14 protein-coding genes and 1 pseudogene are annotated in these 19414 nt (G+C 47.5%); 1 reads left to right on the top strand and 14 read right to left on the bottom strand.

Annotated elements, in window-relative coordinates:
- Positions 1 to 18 precede the first annotated feature (18 nt).
- The 10 genes from ACFS7Z_RS24175 to ACFS7Z_RS24130 all read right to left on the bottom strand — a co-directional run bounded on the left by ACFS7Z_RS24175 (position 19) and on the right by ACFS7Z_RS24130 (position 12943).
- On the bottom strand, positions 19 to 3480 hold the full coding sequence (locus ACFS7Z_RS24175; protein ID WP_377490900.1) for a hypothetical protein: 3462 nt from the start codon (positions 3478 to 3480) through the stop codon (positions 19 to 21).
- Between the two features lie 115 nt (positions 3481 to 3595).
- Entirely contained in the window at positions 3596 to 5047 is a 1452-nt protein-coding gene (locus ACFS7Z_RS24170) for a hypothetical protein (protein WP_377490897.1), read from the bottom strand.
- Between the two features lie 2 nt (positions 5048 to 5049).
- Positions 5050 to 5463 carry a hypothetical protein gene (locus tag ACFS7Z_RS24165; RefSeq protein ID WP_377490894.1) on the bottom strand — a complete coding sequence of 138 codons (414 nt, stop codon included), beginning with the start codon at positions 5461 to 5463 and terminating at the stop codon, positions 5050 to 5052.
- Positions 5464 to 5468: 5 nt separating this feature from the next.
- The gene (locus ACFS7Z_RS24160; protein ID WP_377490891.1) at positions 5469 to 6830 is read right to left on the bottom strand and encodes a hypothetical protein; all 1362 of its coding nucleotides are present in this window, start codon (positions 6828 to 6830) and stop codon (positions 5469 to 5471) included.
- A gap of 372 nt (positions 6831 to 7202) precedes the next feature.
- Positions 7203 to 8291, bottom strand: a complete 1089-nt coding sequence (locus ACFS7Z_RS24155) for a class I SAM-dependent methyltransferase (protein ID WP_377490888.1) — start codon at positions 8289 to 8291, stop codon at positions 7203 to 7205.
- 131 nt (positions 8292 to 8422) lie between these two features.
- Positions 8423 to 9784 (bottom strand): GntP family permease, encoded by a 1362-nt coding sequence (locus ACFS7Z_RS24150; RefSeq protein ID WP_377490885.1) that lies wholly within the window; start codon positions 9782 to 9784, stop codon positions 8423 to 8425.
- A gap of 4 nt (positions 9785 to 9788) precedes the next feature.
- Entirely contained in the window at positions 9789 to 10937 is a 1149-nt protein-coding gene (dgoD, locus tag ACFS7Z_RS24145) for a galactonate dehydratase (protein WP_377490882.1), read from the bottom strand.
- An 18-nt stretch (positions 10938 to 10955) separates the two neighbouring features.
- Positions 10956 to 11240, bottom strand: a complete 285-nt coding sequence (locus tag ACFS7Z_RS24140) for a hypothetical protein (protein ID WP_377490879.1) — start codon at positions 11238 to 11240, stop codon at positions 10956 to 10958.
- Between the two features lie 63 nt (positions 11241 to 11303).
- Positions 11304 to 11957 (bottom strand): bifunctional 4-hydroxy-2-oxoglutarate aldolase/2-dehydro-3-deoxy-phosphogluconate aldolase, encoded by a 654-nt coding sequence (locus ACFS7Z_RS24135; RefSeq protein WP_377490876.1) that lies wholly within the window; start codon positions 11955 to 11957, stop codon positions 11304 to 11306.
- On the bottom strand, positions 11954 to 12943 hold the full coding sequence (locus ACFS7Z_RS24130; protein WP_377490873.1) for a 2-dehydro-3-deoxygalactonokinase: 990 nt from the start codon (positions 12941 to 12943) through the stop codon (positions 11954 to 11956). The genes ACFS7Z_RS24135 and ACFS7Z_RS24130 overlap by 4 nt, the downstream gene beginning before the upstream one ends.
- Before the next feature lie 586 nt (positions 12944 to 13529).
- Between ACFS7Z_RS24130 and ACFS7Z_RS24125 the strand changes: the two genes are divergently transcribed.
- The gene (locus tag ACFS7Z_RS24125; RefSeq protein ID WP_377490870.1) at positions 13530 to 14924 is read left to right on the top strand and encodes a PQQ-dependent sugar dehydrogenase; all 1395 of its coding nucleotides are present in this window, start codon (positions 13530 to 13532) and stop codon (positions 14922 to 14924) included.
- Positions 14925 to 15047: 123 nt separating this feature from the next.
- Here the strand turns inward: ACFS7Z_RS24125 and ACFS7Z_RS24120 are convergent.
- The 4 genes and pseudogenes from ACFS7Z_RS24120 to ACFS7Z_RS24105 all read right to left on the bottom strand — a co-directional run.
- Positions 15048 to 15939: pseudogene (locus ACFS7Z_RS24120) on the bottom strand (glycoside hydrolase family 43 protein); the annotation flags it as partial.
- Between the two features lie 165 nt (positions 15940 to 16104).
- Positions 16105 to 17133, bottom strand: a complete 1029-nt coding sequence (locus ACFS7Z_RS24115; protein ID WP_377490867.1) for an alcohol dehydrogenase catalytic domain-containing protein — start codon at positions 17131 to 17133, stop codon at positions 16105 to 16107.
- A 301-nt stretch (positions 17134 to 17434) separates the two neighbouring features.
- The gene (locus ACFS7Z_RS24110; protein WP_377490864.1) at positions 17435 to 18688 is read right to left on the bottom strand and encodes an FAD-binding protein; all 1254 of its coding nucleotides are present in this window, start codon (positions 18686 to 18688) and stop codon (positions 17435 to 17437) included.
- 305 nt (positions 18689 to 18993) lie between these two features.
- Positions 18994 to 19167, bottom strand: coding sequence for a hypothetical protein (locus ACFS7Z_RS24105; protein WP_377490861.1), 174 nt, complete (start codon positions 19165 to 19167; stop codon positions 18994 to 18996).
- Positions 19168 to 19414 lie beyond the last annotated feature (247 nt).

The raw sequence follows: 19414 nt of genomic DNA, 5'->3' as shown, positions 1-19414 counted from the left end.
CGTCCTCCTCCCTGCTCCTTAAGAGATAGCGCTTACCTGTGACTGCTGCTTGTACAGTTCTTTTGACAATAAGTATAGCGACTGCTTCAGCGGCATAAAGAACATTGTTTCGTGGAGTTGCTCCCTGTCTGTCAGGCCGCGTACGGTATCTTCCAGTACCATGGTATAGCTGTCCTGCAGGTTGGCACGCATAAAGTTAAGCACCCGCATCGGGTCCACTTCCACACCCATGGAGCGCATCAGTGGTGATATGTCCGGATCATCCAGCAGCAGCTGCAGGCAGTTCATCACGTTGTCCATTACTTCCTGTCGCAACTCCCCTGTTATCTGGGTTTTGGTAACAGGTGTCAGGGCATCTTCCTTGTTTGCTGAGCCTGTTGGTTTCATGATCGGGATGTTGGTCAGGTCATTCAGATCTGCTCCTTCCAGCGCCATGGCTCCACCATTGGCTGTTACCTGCTTCGGGTTATCTACCAGCACCAGCTTAAAGTTTGCAGGTGGCTCCTGCCCTGTTACTTTATGGAAGATAGCTTTGGCATAACGCTCCACATTCGACAGGTTGTTACCTGCGCTCAGGAGCTTGATGTATAAACTTCCACGACCACTGAAAGAAATGTAACGTGGCACCTTTACATCCAATTGCGCTACCAGCTGCGCCAGGTGGTACATCAGCGCGCCGAAGTGCAGGTAAAACATCAGCCTTAGCTGGCGTGCCTGCAGCAATTGGGAGCTGTAGTTCAGCTCTTTGTCGTAGCTGAACAGCAAAGAGCTGATATCAGAAGAGTTGAAATCAGGATTACCTAAGGCAGTTTCCAGGAACTTACGGTATTCGCGGCCCTCTTCGGTCAACGGAATGCGCAGTACATGGTCTACCCCATACTGCAGCAGTCCATTGTCTTTGCTGGTCTTCACGGTGGCAAAACCATCGCCCCACAGGTCGTTACCGGCAAACCGGAAGGAAGAGCTGTGGGATGGCTTACGGTTTGTGAACAGCAGCACATCCGTTGTGCCTCCGCCAATGTCTACGTTTATCAGGTTCTCATCCTGGCTAGGCACCACAGCACCCGTTCTGGACAGGAAGTAGAACGGCGCTACCGATTCAGTGATGCACACAGTTGTTCTGCCATTCTTGAATACGCTTTGGTACACGCTGTCCCACACGTTCTGGAACATGTTGCGGGAGTACTCGTCAAAGCTCAGCGGCGCAAACCACACAATCTTTGTGCTAGCAACATTGCCATGGTTCAGCACCACCTTGTTCTTGATGAGGAGCATGACTTCGGTAAAGAAGGCCTCAATACGGCGCTTGCCGGTGTTGGTCAGCGTCTCGCTCCACTTCAGGTCGGTGTGGTATGTCTGGTTATACTGGTTCTGGTGTGTACCTTCCGTATTGATGGAGAAACCAATGTTGATGTTACCAAACAGGTTCGTGATCTGGTTCTCAAAGTCTATCGATTCGCAGGTGGCTGTCCTGGTCGGGAAGTTATACAAAGAACCACCCGAGCCAATGATCAGCGGTAAAAACTCCCGCTTCAGCAAGGTCTCTACGGCAAATAATCTGCCGAAGCCCCGCTTATGGAAGCGCTGGTAATCTGTGAGGGCCGGATCTTCGGAAGGCTTGTTCAGCATCACCAGCTGCTGGTCGTTGGCTGTGATGGAGAACTCGCGCGGCGGTTGGTTAGAGCCGGATGTATAAGCGATGTGTGTATTAGAGGTTCCAAAATCAACGGCAAACGTGAAGCTGTGTATCCCCTGCTGCATTTCCTGGAACTTCGGCACAATTAACGCTTTGCCTGTCAGATCCACGCCGGCATGAGTCAATTCAGCAAAATCGAAGTGAGTGCCGCGAATCTCATAGTAGGTACTGCCGGCGCTGCTGTTGCTCTTTTTGGTTCTGCGGTGAGCCGTTGCAGAAATAATGCCTCCGCTCGACTCCAGTTGCTTGCCTCCCACAAAAAAGGACAGGGCGTGGTTCTTGTTCACCATCAGCGGATCAATGTCCTCGTCCACCAGCATCACCTTATAGAAGTCGTTGTACTGCACTGCATCCGTGAACTTGTAGAAAGGGAATACTCCTAAACCAACTCTGGACTTCAGGATCTGGCCTTTCTCTGGAATCACATTTCCACTGGCATCTTTCGAGTTCAGCGGGTTGTCATAGTAGCTTCGCTCATACACCACATTTCCTCTTTCTGTTGGCACCTGCAGTGTTACCCGCACATGGTTCACGTCGATGTGGAAAGTCAGGTGATTCGCCAGATCCTGTGGTGTAAAAAACTCAAAGTACAGGCTCGTAACCGGCAGCAGGTAGTTAAACGATTTCTCCGTAACACCCGGCTGATATACCACCGTACCGCTGTAGAACCGGTCGGTGTTTACCTCGTAAGGCACCTGCACCAGCGTTTCCTGCAGCAGATCGTTGATCGTAAGGTATGGGTAGTTGAAGCCAACACCTGGCAAAGAACGGTTCTCCAGTGGTTTTTCATCAGAATAACCAACTACTGTATTTGCCGGCCACGCCAGGTTGTTTACATACTTCATGTTTGGCGCCAGTCGCAACTCAGGCTTCAGTACAATTGGCCGCTCACCAGCAAAACCAGTGTGGGTAGGATTGATAAAAAGGTCGCTGCTGGTAACGGCAGTCTGGTCTTTTTTCACAAGGAAGTTCAGATGACCGACGTGCACCGGGTTCTGCTGGAAATCTACCAGTTGAAGGTATTCTGATGCAATTGCATTCTGACCAACGGCACCCGCCATGTTGATGCTGCGCAGCAGGTTCTCATCCAGCGAGTTATATACGGCCGGAAAAGCCTGTATCATAGCCGGGTCAGAAACAAAAAGCTTGTGTACATACTCTTTGAAATCCCGCTCCCTCGCCTCCAGCGCCACATAGTTATGGTCGAAGTAGGTGCCTATGTTCTGGGCACGGTTCAGACGGAGGGGCTGCACGTTTGGAGCAACAAACAGGAACGTTAAAGGTGACGTGCCGCCGATGAGCTGCATTTGACGTTCTCCACGGCTGTTGGTAGACTCAAAGAAGAACAGGAAAATATCTTCGATGCCTTCAAAGCGTCTGTCATTCATGAATAGCTCCAGCGTACGGCCCAGCAAGCTCGTGTTCGGGTTTGCCTGCATCGCTCCCAGTTGCTGGTGCTTGTTCCAGCGACGGATGATGACCTTATTCCCGGCCTGCGCGTAGCTCTGGTGGTTGTAGAGCAGCTCCCAAAGGTCCCAGAAGTGGGTGACGAATTTATGGTAAATGCTGTTGTTAGTATCCGCCACGCCGCGCTTGACAAAATCGAAAGCGGTTTCGAACAGGTGCATGCGGGCGAATGGCGTAGGAATAGATGCATTTATTTTTAAGGCTCTCCCACCAGCGCCATCGGTGATATCTTTTATCTCGGTGCTGGTGATCTGGCTGGTTTTCGCCCAGCCCTCCACGTTAGAACCAGTTTTATGGAGACGAAGTACTTTCGGCATGTTATTTTAGTTTGTTAAAGAATGTTGGACAGCGGCACAAGGCGCTATCCCTTGGTTTTGCACATTAAAATTGCAGTACTGATTTACCCTTGATAGGGCGATTAAGCTTTTAGATTTAACTAAACTTCAGCTTCTCTTCCACCAGCGTTCCTGTTGCGGTTTCGAAGGCTTTTATAGTTGCCTTGAAAGCATTTCTGTCTGATATGGATTCAGACGCCCGGTTCAGCTCTTTCACAAAAGATCCCTGATGTATGCCTTTGTTCAGGAAGCCCGTCTCAATATGCTTGTCCGATACCATGCGGTTGAAGTCAGACTCGTTCAGGTTGAGCGCATCAAACGTACGCTCTTTGCTGTTGAGTTCGCGCAGCCACGACTGGTAGCCGAACTCCGGGTTTGTCAAGAACTTGTTCAGCTCCTTAAACACCGGCTCGTTGCGGATGGCGCTGGTCAGGTCCACCCCTTTGGCATAAGCCGCCTGTGAATCAGCGGGCAAATGGGTGGTGTAGTAGCGCTCAAAGTAATGGAAGCGGATAAGCTGCTTGGCAATGCGGTCCCTTGTCTCACTGTCCAGGTGCGAGAACTGTACATTGCTCACGTCTTCCCGCAGGCCATACTCGTGGTATACTTCATTTCCTGAAAGCTCATTGTCTGAGTAATCCATGAAATCCACTATAGCGAGAGCACTTAGCAGCTCCACCAGGTGGGCATCGTTTTTCTGACTGGCACGACCAGGATTATTCTCCATCGGCTTGTCCGGCGTGTCGCCCATATAATAGACCGCATTCACGCCATTCAGGTGGTGCTGGTAGTACGACAGCGCGTCTTTTGCCTTCGTGGTAAATGTGTTGGAATCTATAAAATCGGCTTCTACGCCGGCTGCAGGCTGCTCCAATGAAAAGTAAGGCAACACCACCATCGCACCTGTCAAAGCTGCATTCAGGCTGGCAGCGTTAGGTAAACCTGTACGTGTGTCCTTGAAATTCTTCAGCAGCAGCGGGAAACCGGCAGCACCCGTTCCGCCAAAAATTGAGCTTACAAAAAATATCCGGTCCCCTGCCTGAAAGTTCGAAGCAAAAAAGCGCATCTCCGGTGAATCGATGATTTCATTCAAGACTACACTGCCTACGTTCGGGCTGCCACGGAAGCCTACATCCAGGCTGTTATTCAGATTCTCAGGTGTAAACAGCAGATCAATCAGTGACTGGCTTTCGATGTCGAGCTGATTATAGCCTACATGGTCTTTAAAGGGTTTGTTTATCCCGCCGAAGTCATAAACGAAGCTATCCCTGATTTTAGAGGTGCCATCGCCGGCTATACTGGAGAGGGTGCTGATGTCGGTGTGAAAGAATCCTTCTTCGCGGCGACCCAGCGCATCGTGGATGTGCTTGTATGTTTTGAGCAGTTCCACGGTGCGGTTCATGTCACCGTTCTGCGTATCGGGATCAATTATGATGGGTACGATTTTATCACAGTTCTGAATTCTGACACCTGCCGCCATCAGCATGACCAGCGAGCGGATCACGCGGGAGCCAGTGCCACCTATTCCGAATACAAAAAGTTTTGCCATAGTTATTTTTTATTGGGCCATTTCATAGGGGTTGTCCATGCCTGCACAGATCCCCTTTTTAGCAGTAATGAGAAAACGAAGAAAAGTATCAGGCTGTATATCACGTTCACGAAAGCAAACATATACGTGTAAGAGTGTGTCTCAATTTCATTCCCGTTCACTTGTGCAATGGGGATGATGAAGGCAATAACAGCATTCAGGACAAGGAATATTACCCAATGCCGGGGCTTGTAAAGCCCGGTGCTCATCATGCGGTTGAGCACATAATAATATAAAAGCACCATCGCCAGCGAAATGATAAATAACATCAGTCCAGTGTTAGGGAAAACGACTTCGCGGTAATCGTTGGTGAAGTTGGCAGGCATAGGACGACCTAAAACGAATTCATAGAGTCCTGAAAAAAACTGTTGTATCATATAGGTTAATCTGCTTTGTTGAACTGTGTGGTTGCATTGAAAACGTACTCACTCTGATCCCGGTATAATGCCTGAACACCATCTGCTATTTTACTGAACTGGTAGGTTTTTTTCGGTGCCGCTGCCGGGTTATTGTCGTTGTCCGTGGACCAGGTTTTTATCCAGTTCGGGGATACCTGCGGCAAAGCTACAGAGATAGAGCCGGAGTTGGCCGTAAGCTGCGGCACCCGCACCCGAACAAAATGAGAATACTTTGCCAGGTCAGGTGTTGCTTTGATGCTCTCATCAGCTGCCGTAACAGACACTAAAACTGGTCTGCTCCCATTGCCGCTTACTTTTAGGTTGCGCTTCAGGTAATCAACATTTTGCATCGACATAGGTAAGCGGCTCAGGTCCAGCCCCAGCGTAAACTCCACCGGCTCATTTTTATTGGGCTGCAGGTTAACCGAGGTGCATGGGTCGGCGTTGCGACTGCTGCAGTACACGACACCGGCAGGCTTGAAAGCTTTTTCTTTCAATAGGGCAGAGAATGGTACTGACCCATACTCAAAGCCAAAGTAAGCCTGCTGTGGCGGCAGGTTACGCAGCACCTTGTTAGTAACCAGTTGTACGTCCTGCTGCTTTCCAATCACCCACATATAATAGGGTATCTCCTCACCATTCAGCGTTCGCCTTACTTCAGGTGTTTTTACGGCAGGATGATACGTGCCAAAGAATTCGGAGGTGTTGGCAAGTACGGCAATGGCCAGGCCTTGGTGTTCTGCTTCTCTCAGGCTACTCCTGATGTCGGAGTCAAGGGAGATAAACTGTCCCTGGTCACGCGGGTCAGGGCCATGTATAAAATCAGAAATGATAATACTCACGGCACCCTGGTCGTTGGACTTCTGTAAAGCCGCCTGCAGCATGGCCGGAAGTGGTGTCCCACGCACATCATCCTTGATACCACTCACAACATAGCTTTTCATAGTATTATAGGACACGCTGTCCAGCACCGGGCGGCTCTTCGCGTCTTCTTTAGCCAGGTAAAAGCCTTTGTTCTCCACGTAACGTCCGTCCTGCACTTCCGAAAGGAGCTTGTTCAGGTTGTTCTGGAAGGTAGTAGCCTCTTTGCCAGCAGTGGCTGTAGGCATAAAGCCTTTCATCCCATTCGAGATTTCCAGGTACACGTTCACATTTACTTTGGAGGGAGCGGCATTTTCTCCTGTTGTGGCTGTTGTCGGGGAGGCTGTTTCTTTCGTTTGTTCTGTCGTATTAGCGGCAGGATCAGCTTCTTCACCGGCACTCTGCTTTTTAAAACATCCAGACAGGGTAAGCAAAATGCAAAGCAGCAGCAGGTGAAAGGGACTCATAAACTTTGTTTCAGACATGCAGTATTATTTTTTAGCTGAATTGCAATTACTATGAAAGCTGGTATAAAGTTGTTCATTGCTCCGTGTGTCTTGTTCATTCACAAAGTCCAGAAAAACCAGACGTACAGTATAGCATGTTAACGATATTTACAACGGGTAAGATACACATACTATTGTATAATGTAAACTATACGCTAATTGTATGAACAGAACGGAAGTAGTTGCAGGTGAATAAGAAGGTAGCAGATTAGCTCAGAAATCCTCAAAAGGAAACTCCTTACGCCTCATCCAGGTGCTTCAGCTATGCCAGATCTGCAACTGCTGGAGCAAGTCTCCTTTGAAGCGTCACCCCTTGTACCAGTGAGGGGACTGTATTGGTGCAAAGAGGGGCTAAGAACGCTTTAATCCTGTAAGATCCTGTTCAGGTGTCTCTTTTCCCTGTATCAGCACTTTGAATTTGCTGCCCATATCTATCAGCAATGTATGGTTGATCAAAGCTATTTTCCTTGCCGCCTGGATTATGTCCTGCCCTGGGTCTGTGTTATTCATAAGGTACTCACTAAATCCAAGGGCCGTCAGAAATTGACCCTGACTGGTTATACCACAACAAGTTAAGCCTGCCTTCAAACCCCAGTGAATTAAGGCAGAGAAATTAGCATGAGTGGTGATATCCTGCTCTCCTATATTCTGGTAAGGATTATCAAAAACCTGGTGTTCATGGTAGCAGACAAGAGTGCCGGCGCTCCGGCTCTCCCGGTATAACTCCGAAGAGAGTCCCCCATAATCTATCGTTATCACATAGCCTTTCTTCAGGGCTTTTGCTATGTCTGATATCCATTTGGTGGCCTCCAGGTTTATTTCTGTGCGAAACCCTTTCGGCAATTGTACTTTTAATTCGTTCAGGTAATGAGTCAGCGCTTTGGGGGCTGGTTTCAGCACTTCAACAAAGCCCTGTTCATAGTCCACAAATACCTCCATCAACTCTTCCTCCATCACTACCTGATGGACAGCAAAGTTATCTACTACCTCATTCGATAAGATACACCCTGTAATAGGAGGAACATCTTGAATAGAATTGTACCATTTTACTTTTTCAGGTAAGGCCTTTTCCTGCTTTTCCCGCAATGCAGGGCTTTTTTCTATGATACAATATTCCAGCTTATCATATAAAGGCTCATTTCCTTTTAGGTAAGCCAGAATACTATGACATAGTGAACCTGTTCCTGCGCCATACTCAACGATAGTAAAAGCTTCTCTTCCCAATAAGTCCCACATTTGTTCCATTTGTCTTCCTACCATAGCCCCGAAAGCTGGAGTAAGAATAGAACTGGTATAAAAGTCTCCTTTTACACCAATTTTATCTTCTGTGGAGGTATAATATCCTGATTCAGGATAATACAGCGCCATTTCCATAAAGTCGCTAAAAGACACAGGCCCTTCCTGCTGGATTCTTTGTGTAATAATGTCGGCAAGTGACATAGTGTCTACAGGTTATGGCTGATACTTTCTAAGCCTGGTTAAATAAAAGATTACGGAAGCGTAAACATTGGTTATCTCCTATTCTCGTCAACATAGCACTCAAAAAGCTTCCACAGAGACGCCTACTAATTTCATCTGATAAAAAATGAAATAAAGAGGATGAAGACAAAGGCAGATACGGAGATAATGGTCTCCATAACTGTCCATGACTGCAGGGTCTCTTTTTCTGTTAAGCCCAGGTACTTTTTCACCAGCCAGAAACCACTGTCATTCACATGAGATAAGATAGTGGCTCCTGCAGCTATTGCCAGGCAAATAAGGGCTTTCATAGGGTCGGAGATGTTCAATTGTACAATAATGGGTGCCATCATACCAGCAGACGTGATCATCGCCACGGTAGCCGAACCCTGTATAACACGGATAATGACTGCCAGGAGGTAGGCCATGATGAGTGGCGCTATATTATACGTGATAAATAGCTGCGCCAGCGCCTCCCCGGCCCCACTATCTACTAATATCTGCTTATACATTCCTCCGGCTCCTGTAATGAGGATAATTAAGCCGGCAGGTGCCAAAGCCTTGTCAGAGAACTCCAGTAGCTGTTTCGCCTTATAACCTTTTCTTATTCCCAAAAAGTAGGCTGCTACTAACGTGGCAATCGTCAGTGCGGCAAAGGGATGGCCCAGAAACTGGAACAGCGTTACCCAATAGTTTTCCCCTGACAACTCCCCCATCCCCACCACCATATCAAGGGAGGTGGCAATCAAAATGAGAAAGAGAGGAAGGACGATAATGAACAGGATGGTCCAGAAATCCTGACGGCTTGCCAACACCTTCTCCGCATTATACTCCACAAAGTCTGGCGGCCCTACTATGATTCTTTTGCTGATGTACTTCCCAAATACTGGTCCCGCTAAAACGGCAGCCGGCAAACCCACCACTATCCCAATTCCAATGACCCAACCAAGGGGGGCATTCAGTATTTCCGCCACGGCCACCGGACCTGGGGTTGGAGGAATAAAGGAATGAGTAACAGCCATACCGGCCAACAGGGGAATAGCAAATGTTAGTAGCGACAGGCCCGACTTTTTAGCTAGGGCATACACAATGGGGACAAGGATGATAAAGCCTACATCCAGAAAAACTGGAATAGAAACGATAAACCCGGTGAGCATGAGGGCCCAGGTGGTTCTACTCTCGCCAAACGCTTTAATAATATAGTGTGCCAGCGTTTCAGCACCGCCGGATACTTCGAGCAGTTTTCCGAGAATGGCGCCGAGCCCAACGACAATGGCAATAAACCCTAAAATACTGCCCATACCTGCCTGTAGGCTTCTTATCAGCTCCATAAACGGCATGCCGGCCGCCAGCCCCACAAAAGCACTGGCTAAGAGCAGCGAGATAAAGGCATGGATTTTCAGGCGCATTACCAGCACCAGCAGCAACAGAATGGACAGTACGGTAATAATCAGGAGGTAGGTTGTTTCGCTCATCTTGTTACCATTCTGCTATGCTGCCATCCGGATGCCTCCATAGCGGGTTTTTCCAGTTGTGGCCGGTTTCCGCCATTTTCCTGACGTGCGCTTCGTTTACTTCTATACCCAGTCCGGGACCTTCCGGTATTTTCACATAGCCATCGTGGTAGGCAAAAACGCTTTGGTCCACGAGGTAGTCCAGCAGGTCGCTGCCTTGGTTATAATGGATTCCTAGGCTCTGCTCCTGTATAAAGGCATTGTGGCAGGTGGCATCTACCTGCAGGCACGCTGCCAGGGCAATGGGACCTAAAGGGCAATGGGGCGCTACGGCCACATCAAACGCCTCTGCCATCGAAAAGATTTTCTTGCATTCTGTAATGCCGCCTGCATGCGACAGATCCGGCTGGATGATGTCCGCGTACCCCTCCTTCAACAGCGTCTTAAACTGCCACTTCGAAAACATCCTTTCCCCGGTGGCAATCGGGATAGAGACATGGTTGGCTATTTCACGAAGTGCCTCATTGTTTTCAGGGAGAACGGGCTCCTCTATAAACATGGGCCGGAAAGGCTCCAGCGCCTTTGCCAGTATTTTGGCCATCGGCTTGTGCACACGGCCATGGAAATCAATGCCTATGCCTACGGCTGGGCCAACTGCCTCCCGGACGGCCGCAATACGTGCGACAGCAAAATCTACTTTATCATAGGTATCTACATATTGCAGCTCTTCCGTAGCATTCATCTTAACAGCTTTAAAGCCTTTTGCCACCATTTCTTTTGCTGCGTTACCCACGTCTGCCGGGCGGTCGCCTCCTATCCAGGAATACACCTTCATAATTTCCCTGGCCTTACCTCCTATCAACTGGTAAACCGGAGCATTAAAATACTTTCCTTTGATGTCCCACAGTGCCTGGTCTATACCGGCAATCGCACTCATTAAAATCGGGCCTCCACGATAGAATCCTGCCCTGTACATGACGTTCCAATGGTCCTCGATGTGCATGGGGTCTTTCCCCACCAGGTAGTCCATCAGCTCCTCCACGGCTGTTTTCACCGTTGCTGCTTTCCCTTCAATTACCGGTTCACCCCACCCGACTATCCCATCATCCGTCTCAATTTTCAAAAACAACCAGCGCGGCGGCACCTGGAATAGTTCGTAGTTTTTAATTTTCATTCTTCTTATTCTTTACAATTACCCGAGACTAGCGTTGCGGCTTTTAAGAGTCAAAGATGCACTCGATGATTGATTCAGTTGAAAAAGTATAAGCTGCCATAGCTGCTGCTTATCCAGCGGCAACAAGCCTATAATCCCATAGTAGAAACTTGTGCTCTCTGGTCCTGGCGGCCTCGTTGTGCGAGTAGAGGCCCTTTTAAGGGCATCGCGCCGGGAGTTTTCCTGTGCCAGGGCGCTACCGCTTCCGCGGCACCTGAAAATCTCCACATACAGGGCCCCTACCCCCACTGGGGATATTTTCACTTCGTACTGGCTTTATCCATGTTAAGAAGCGTAAGACTATTGGGTAATTCAATCAGCCCCACTTCAGGTTTTATTTTGTTTAAATTTTTTAAACTTCTCTACAAACCCAGTCAAATGCCTGCTTAATTCATCCCACCGTTCCTCTTCTATAAGCTGTTTAGGAAGCAGGTGACTCCCCATACCCAGCCCTTGTGCGCCTGCTTCCAGAAATTCAATGAAATTACTTTGGGTGATGCCGCCGGTAGGCAACAGCTTCATATTATTGAGTGGAGCCAGCACCTCCTTTATATATTGGACACCAAGCTGACCTGCCGGAAACACTTTGACCATACTTGCACCCAGCTGCCAGGCTCTGAATATTTCAGTTGGCGAATAGGCTCCTGCAAATACCGGCACTTTCTTTTCGACACAACCTTTTATAACATCTTCTGCCAGTACGGGTGTCACTATAAACTGGGCTCCGGCAGCAAGCGCTTTTTCAAGGTCATAGGAAGTACAAACGGTGCCTGCCCCTATATTTAACCTGTCTCCAAAGATTTTATTTAGTGAGGAGATCGTATCTGCAGCGCCCGGAGAATTCATGGTGATTTCTATGGTGGTAAGTCCGGCATCCAAGTATACTTCAAAAAGAGTTTGTATGTGCTGTGGCGGCACATTGCGTAGTATTCCTACCACCTGAATCTTTTCGAAAGCTTCCCATGAAAATGCTGTAGTCATGTTGTATGGGTAAATTGTTTATAAATCTTTAACTGCCCTCTTACGACGGCTTTATCCGCCCACCCGTCCGGAAAAACATGCACCTTCTCCTTCAGGCCTAAAACATCCAGCGCTGTTTCGTACCTCCACCTCAGGCTGGCGTCACTGCATACATACACATGCGATGCGTCTGAGGTTCTTATATCTTTTAACTCTGTCCCGATTAACAGGCCACTCAGGTACTGATGGTTTTCTTTTCGGGTGAGCTTATCAAAAAGAGCATTTGTCCTGGCACGGAACGCAGCATGTAGGAGGTTATGACTTCTGCCATGGAGCACACCTTCTTTAAAGCTTTCCAGGCAACCCAGGTTTTCCAAATCATCGCCTGCTGGCTCTACTCCTGCCTTCAGGATACTTTGCTTCGACAAAAGCTCAAAAAACTCTCCGGTCATATATGTTTTGAAGTAAGTAACCTGCCTGTCTTTTACCTCGATATGCTTGGAATGCGTACCGGGGAAAATATAGAGCCCTTCTCCTCTTGCAGCAGTACTTTCTGTGGCTAGGCCTATTAACTGCGTCTCCTCGCCGCGCATCACATCTACCTCACTTCTTACACCTGAAATCAGTAGTACAGGATGCGTAAAGCGGACGCTTGCTTTGAACAAGGCTGTTTCTATATCCTGCCCATCTATGCTGAACGGCAGGCTACGGTAAGGCAGTTCAGCCATGCCTATAGAGGAAGAAGCCATTCCTGATATAACAAGCGGAACTTCATCCAAAAGAATGTTTACTTCCTTTTCTATTTCAGAAACAGCCTCTTTAATAATGCGCAGGTAGAAAAGCAGCCGCGCTTCAGGGTTGTTAAGAATGTTTTCCGCTAGTTGATTGAAAGTGGTGGCTATTCCTTTATCAGACTTTCTAACTGCAACTATCTCAGCACTTTCAGCTTTAACAAGTCGTAGTCGAAAAGAAGAAGTGCCCCAGTCGCAACTCAGGAAATATGCCATAAGAGTATACTTTATAAGCCTAATATAATAAAATATATCAGCTAAAACCTAGCGACCTTCTTTAGATGCCAATTTGGCTTGTAAACAGAAACGCCACCAACTTTTATTTCAGCAGGTGGATCAGGAAAGATAAAGTTTGTAAACAGGCGCTGATATACTCTTATATATAATGTTGTTTACGAGCGATTTCATATGACATTCTTCAGGCTTCTACCTGTGTTTGAACAGAATTAAAATTATTGAATTCCTTTACCTTCAGTCTATACTTCTTCACTTCAATCTTTTAGTGCTTTACCCCATAAACCTGCATTTTCCTTAGGTTTTTAATCAACTTAAGATGAGGCGCGTATATAAAAATTAGACTTAAGGAATTTTTTTATTAAAATAACAATGATGTTACGAAAGAGGGTTATAGTAAAAATTCACACTAAAAGCTCCTGATTAGCTGTGATTTTGGTTATAATAATTAAATTTTAGAGAAATCCAGAAGGGAGTTCAACGCAGGAATATAACAAATGGGCAATAAGCAGAAATATCTTCTACATTATAAATATTCATTTTTATATAACATTTCAAATATTAAGCCATGATGAAAAACTACTTCTGGAGAAAAGGGTCCAAGCGGGTACCACTCCTCCGTAAACCGTCCGGTATTCTTTTAGTTTTCGCCTTTTTTGCTCTCGCAGCTATTCCTGGCTGTCACCTTTTCGATGATTTTGACGAGGGCCCTTTTATTCCTGCTCAAAAGCCTAGCCTGAAACTAATGGCAGAAGGGCTTACAGCTCCACTTGTCTTGACAGAAGCTCCAGACGGCAGTGGCAATCTCTTTGTGGTGGAGCAAACTGGCCAGATTAGAATCATTAAAGGCGGTAACCTACAGGAAGAGCCTTTCCTCGACATCTCCGATAAAATAATAGAACTGCAAGATCATTATGATGAGCGCGGGTTGTTAGGCTTGGCCTTTCACCCTAACTACGCCAGCAATGGCCGCTTCTTTGTTTATTACAGTGCCCCCCTTTGGCCAGATGCGCCCGATGACTGGGACCATACCAACGTAGTGGCTGAATACAAAGTATCCGGAAACCCCATGATGGCCGACAAAGGTTCAGAGAGAATCATTCTTCACGAAAATCATCCTTACTCTAATCATAATGGAGGAACACTTGCCTTTGGCCCTATGGATGGCTATCTCTACATCTCCATTGGAGACGGCGGAAACCGCGACGACCAGGGCATGGGGCATGTGGAGGATTGGTACGATCGGAACGAGGGTGGAAATGGGCAGGATATCTTCCAGAACCTGAAGGGAGACATTTTGCGCATTGATGTGGACGGAGCACAGCCTTATGGAATCCCTGGCAGTAACCCCTTTGTAGGAAAAGACGGTATGGATGAAACCTGGGCATATGGCTTACGCAACCCCTACCGCTTCTCCTTCGATATGGGCGGTAGCCATGCGATGTACTCGCAGGATGCCGGCCAGGAAATGAGGGAAGAGATTAACCTGATAGTGAAAGGGGGCAATTATGGCTGGAACGTAAAGGAGGGTACGCTCTGCTTCAATGCATCAGACCCTGAAAACCCATATGCGCAATGTCCTGATGTGACCCCATGGGGTGATCGACTCCTTGAGCCAGTCATCCAGTTTGTAAACGCAAAACAGCCTGGTGGAGTAGGCCTTGTGGTTGTGGGTGGATATGTATACCGGGGAGACAATCTGCCTCGTTGGAATGGCCGGTACATCTTTGGCACCTGGAGCGATTCCCATCATGTGCCCAATGGAAAGGTGTTCATAGCAGAACCACGAATGGGTGAAGTCTTAGGAGACTTCAATCAGGTAAAGTTCAAGAACACTCCTACCGGAGACTTAAACTCATTCCTACTGGGATTTGGACAGGACTCCGAGGGAGAGGTATACATTATGACCTCTGACACACCGGGCCCTCACGGCCATACCGGGAAAGTATATAGAATGGAATAATCATTAAAAGAAAAAGAACTGGTTAATCGGCTTGTTCAGAAAGCTTTATTAACCAGTTCTTTTTCTTTTACCATAGGTACTCCAGCCATAAACCGGAATAAACATGCATAGAACGTACTACTTTTACTCCAGCGGCTGCGCTTCCACTCCTTCGAACATTATTTTAAATGGCTTAATGTGTCCGTTCTCATAAAATTCCATCTTGTCAATGCAGGTTATCCTGTGGTTGCCATCTGTTTCACTTAAAGGTCTTCTGTGGTAGACCATGTACCACAGGTCTTTTTCAGGATTGTGAATAACAGAGTGATGCCCTGCCCCTCTGGCTATATCCGGATCCTGCTGTAGAATTGTGTCTAATCGCTTGAACGGTCCGAAGGGCGAATCAGCTATCGCATAGGCAACTCTTTAATCTGAGCCGGTCCAGCCACCTTCCGACCACATAAAGTAGTATCTTCCATTCCGCCTAAACATAAAAGGGCCCTCCACATAGCCTTCAGGAGACACTTCCTTATAGGTGGTGCCATCCTCAAAAGGAAGCAGACCCGTAAAGTCATCCTTCAGCCTGACGATATTGCAATGCCCCCAGCCACCGTAATACATGTAGTAGGCCTCACCGTCTTGGAACACGAACTGGTCTATAGGTTGTGCGACATTCACAATTTCGTTTATCAGCGGTTTACCTAGCAGGTCCTTAAATGGTCCTTCTGGTTTATCTGCCACTGCTACGCCTATTCCTCCTACTTCTCCCTCATGCAAATCGTTAGCAGCAAAGAAAAGATAATACTTGCCATCTTTCTAAAGAACGCCTGGACCCCACATGGCCCTTTTCGCCCATTTTACTTCTGCCGTATCTATAATCCGTTCATGCCGGGTCCAGGTCAGGAGATGAAAAGGCATCCATAAAAACCTGCTCATCGAACGGAGCTGAATAGGTTGGATAAATCCAGTACGTATCTCCGTAGATAATTCCCTCAGGGTCGGCATACCAACCCTCGAAAACAGGATTACCTGCCGTGGTTGCTTTTCCATTGTTTTAGGTGCCGTGCAACTGTACCAGAGAAGAGATAGAGAGAGGAAACCAAGTAAGGACTTTTTCGTAATGTTCTTGTTTTAAGGTTGTACCCGTTGCAACAGCTAAGCTAGGTTTTTAGCTGCTTTCATACCTGAGTGTATGACAACATCAGTCTGTTACCTTTACTACCACCTTACCCACTGAATTCCCCCTCTGAAAGAGTTGAATCGCCTCGTGCATCTCATCAAAACCATAGACGTGGCCTATATGCTGTGGCCTCAGCTGCAGTGCCTGCAGTCTGTGGAGCATCTGGTGCATCATCTCCGTTTGCTCGTAAAGGTAGATGAGGTTAAAGCCCATCAGTGACTTGTTTTGGGTGGGTAACCGCAAGGGGTCAATTTTCGGACGCTTTAGAAACTTCCAGATGAGCCTGGGATAGTTCGGAGTGGAACCGTGACTGGAGAAGCTGGCATTGCCGTACACCACCATCCGCCCCATAGGTGCCATCGCTTTCCAGCCTTGCTTCAGAATTTTTCCGCCGATGCATTCCATAATCAACAGAAGCGGGCGGTCTGCTAACGTGTTTTTCAGCTTATCATAAAAAGAGCTGTCGCGAAGAATGACAGCATCATACGCTTCCTCCTTCCGCAGGAAATCAACTTTACCTGCCTGCCCCACGGTGCCAATGGTATAGGCACCATATTTTTTACATATGCGATTCGCCAGTATACCTACTCCTCCTGCGGCACTATGTATAAGCACCGTCATGCCTTTCTGCAGATTCCCCAGTTCTGTGAGCGCGTAATAAGCCGTGAGTCCCTGCACCAGGAACCCGGCTCCTTCTTCGAAGCTCCAATCATCCGGAAGGGGAATTACGTACCGGTGGTGGCTGTTGATGTAAGATACATAGCCGCCAAACTTCGTAGCCCCCATTACCCTGTCGCCAATCTTCCATTCCGTCACCTCGCTTCCTACTCCTGTAATTTCACCTGAGTATTCCAGTCCGGGAATAAACGAACCTGCGGGCGTGGCGCTGTACAGGCCCTGCATAGCGAAGATGTCAGCAAAATTAAGCCCGACCGCCTTTACCTTCACACACACTTCGTGCGCTTCAGGGTTGTGCATTGCTTCCGTTGTCAGACGCAGATCCCTGATGTTTCCGGCTTTTGGCATGCGGTATACCTGTCGTTCGGGCATAGTTTTATTGCTAAAAAATTTGGCGATACTATTTCTAAGGGAAAACGTCCAAGTGTGAGATATGTTCTCAGGGAGGCGGTAAAGCAGTATTGCAAAGTCTCAATTCCGTATATCAACTGTATAGCAGATACGGGTTGTTTTGGTTCATTTTTAATGCCATAACATGCACACATGTTACCTTAACCTGCCCCTTACCTTTCTACCCGCAATTGTATTACACCTTTTTAAGAGATTCCAGGAAGTTTTATTCAGGCTGCAACAACCTGTTCAGCATAGGTTATTGCAGCCTGCCTTAACGCCATCATAACAGGTACTGGGCAATAAAGTCATTGCGGAATTTCCCCGCCGGATCATGCTTCCCCATTAATTCTCTAAAATCAGGCATCTTACTTAGGCGTGACTGAAGCACTGCTGGGGCCATGGTAAAAAGCTTGCCCCAGTGCGGCAGCGCATGAAACGGGTCCAACACTTCCTCAATTAGCGGGAGCAGCTTCTTTACAGCAGACCACTCCTGCCTCCAGGTAAAATGGAAGGCAAAGCAGGCTCTTTTGTAAAAAGGGCTCATCCAAAGATCGTCTGCAGCAACAGCCCGTATCTCTGAAACAAACAGGTATGGGGTGATCTTTTCATGTAGTTTCTCAATGGCCATCATGGCTTCATAACCATGCTCCATCGGAACAAAATACTCAGATTGCAGCTCTTCCCCTGCGCTTGGCTGAAAACCCATCTTAAAATGCGGCAGCCTTTCGTGCCAGGCGCCGGATATACCCATCTGCTCTGTGGCATGCTCAGCCGATAGTTCTTCCAGCGGGTGCATATGCTGTGTAGCCAGGGTAGCACCGTAAAAATCTGGATTCACCCCTTCGGGGCCACTTTTCCCAACGTGCTTCATCCATACCTGGTTAATGCTTTTGTTTTGCCAGGTGGTGAACAAACTGACACTATAGGCTCCGGACATAACAGCCATAAAATGCTGCTCCAGCTCACCCATCGGCAGGTTCCGGTATACCACCTGCTTCACCTGAAATGCAGGCTGCAGGTCGAGTGTTAGCTTCGTTACGATGCCCAGCGCTCCCAGATTCACAACAGCTCCCCTGAAATAATCCCCATCCTTTTTTCTCTCCAAAGAGACCACTTCTCCCGCAGCATCCACCAATTCCAGAGCCGAAACAGCGGTAGCCAGATTAGTGTTTTTCACACCAGAGCCATGGGTGGCAGTAGCGCAGGCGCCAACTATAGAAATATGAGGTAAGGAAGCTAAATTAGGCAAGGCGTAACCTTGCTCATGCAGGTAAGGAGCAAGCTCACCATACCGCATGCCGCCCTCTACTGTTACTGTTCTGGCGTTTTTGTCTAAAGAGACAACCTTGTTTAAATGGATTAATGAGAGTTGATTTGCCGGGTTGTCTGCAATTCTGTTAAATGAATGCCTAGAACCCAGCGCTTTAACATGGCGGCATTCCTTCACAATTTTCTGCACCTGCTCCACTGATGCAGGAAAATGGACCCTATCTGTGCTGTAGGCTATGTTTCCTGCCCAATTTATATTCTTCATAAGTTCTGACTTCCTGGCTTATAAGGGTATTCATGTAAAGATATCTGAAGCCTGGGAATACGGAAACAAAGAAAGCACAATAAAAACGTACACTATATCTGGCAGTTATTCTGGTGTGGAATGTATAATCTCCTCTGCCTGGATTACCAAGCAGGCAAATGGATGAACAAAACCAATCATGTTGGCTGGTCTGAAGCTGTCGTTGGAAATAAGTATAATTGGTATGAGTGCAGTAGGATGTTTTCCCTGGCTGAGCTTTAAATCAGGCTCCTTTAGAAATTTTTTAAGTATGGAGCGTCCGTAGGTTATCTAAAATACTTTCTCATGAAGGCCATGGCATTTGAATGGAATATCCTTTGCACAATCTCATCTGAATCAATTTGATTGTATGGCTTAAGTATCTCTTTCCCCCTGTTGCCCATATAATTATAGGCATGGCGCTCCAGGAATTCTTCCAGGTGCACAACGGTCTCTTGCATCAGGAATTCATTCAAGGGATCAACTACCCCGTCGTAGTCGCTGCCGATAGCCAGACACGGTTTTTGATTTTCATGGAGTATGGCTTGCTCAGAGTATGCGTTGTCAACTCTGAATTGTAATGACCTCCCCCCGAAAAACCGGACCGTTGTAAAGTAGAGAAAGCGGGCAATAATCGTATAGTCTTAAAAGCGAATTGCCATGAAGAAATCAAAATTCACCGAGGCGCAGATCATCTTCGCCATCAAG

Origin of the sequence: Pontibacter toksunensis (assembly GCF_042686245.1) — a bacterium.
GTDB classification, from domain to species: Bacteria; Bacteroidota; Bacteroidia; order Cytophagales; family Hymenobacteraceae; genus Pontibacter; species Pontibacter toksunensis.
The sequence above is the reverse complement of the archived record's forward strand: the minus strand, read 5'-3'. Positions and strand labels throughout refer to the sequence as shown.

Bases quoted from the DNA above. Each gene is read 5' to 3' on its own strand.
- ACFS7Z_RS24105 (WP_377490861.1), bottom strand. From the start codon at position 19,167: ATGCAAGAGACCGTTGTGCACCTGGAAGAATTCCTGGAGCGCCATGCC.
- ACFS7Z_RS24160 (WP_377490891.1), bottom strand. From the start codon at position 6,830: ATGTCTGAAACAAAGTTTATGAGTCCCTTTCACCTGCTGCTGCTTTGC.
- dgoD (WP_377490882.1), bottom strand. From the start codon at position 10,937: ATGAAAATTAAAAACTACGAACTATTCCAGGTGCCGCCGCGCTGGTTG.
- ACFS7Z_RS24170 (WP_377490897.1), bottom strand. From the start codon at position 5,047: ATGGCAAAACTTTTTGTATTCGGAATAGGTGGCACTGGCTCCCGCGTG.
- ACFS7Z_RS24150 (WP_377490885.1), bottom strand. From the start codon at position 9,784: ATGAGCGAAACAACCTACCTCCTGATTATTACCGTACTGTCCATTCTG.
- ACFS7Z_RS24135 (WP_377490876.1), bottom strand. From the start codon at position 11,957: ATGACTACAGCATTTTCATGGGAAGCTTTCGAAAAGATTCAGGTGGTA.
- ACFS7Z_RS24155 (WP_377490888.1), bottom strand. From the start codon at position 8,291: ATGTCACTTGCCGACATTATTACACAAAGAATCCAGCAGGAAGGGCCT.
- ACFS7Z_RS24110 (WP_377490864.1), bottom strand. From the start codon at position 18,688: ATGAAGAATATAAATTGGGCAGGAAACATAGCCTACAGCACAGATAGG.
- ACFS7Z_RS24115 (WP_377490867.1), bottom strand. From the start codon at position 17,133: ATGCCCGAACGACAGGTATACCGCATGCCAAAAGCCGGAAACATCAGG.
- ACFS7Z_RS24175 (WP_377490900.1), bottom strand. From the start codon at position 3,480: ATGCCGAAAGTACTTCGTCTCCATAAAACTGGTTCTAACGTGGAGGGC.
- ACFS7Z_RS24165 (WP_377490894.1), bottom strand. From the start codon at position 5,463: ATGATACAACAGTTTTTTTCAGGACTCTATGAATTCGTTTTAGGTCGT.
- ACFS7Z_RS24125 (WP_377490870.1), top strand. From the start codon at position 13,530: ATGATGAAAAACTACTTCTGGAGAAAAGGGTCCAAGCGGGTACCACTC.
- ACFS7Z_RS24130 (WP_377490873.1), bottom strand. From the start codon at position 12,943: ATGGCATATTTCCTGAGTTGCGACTGGGGCACTTCTTCTTTTCGACTA.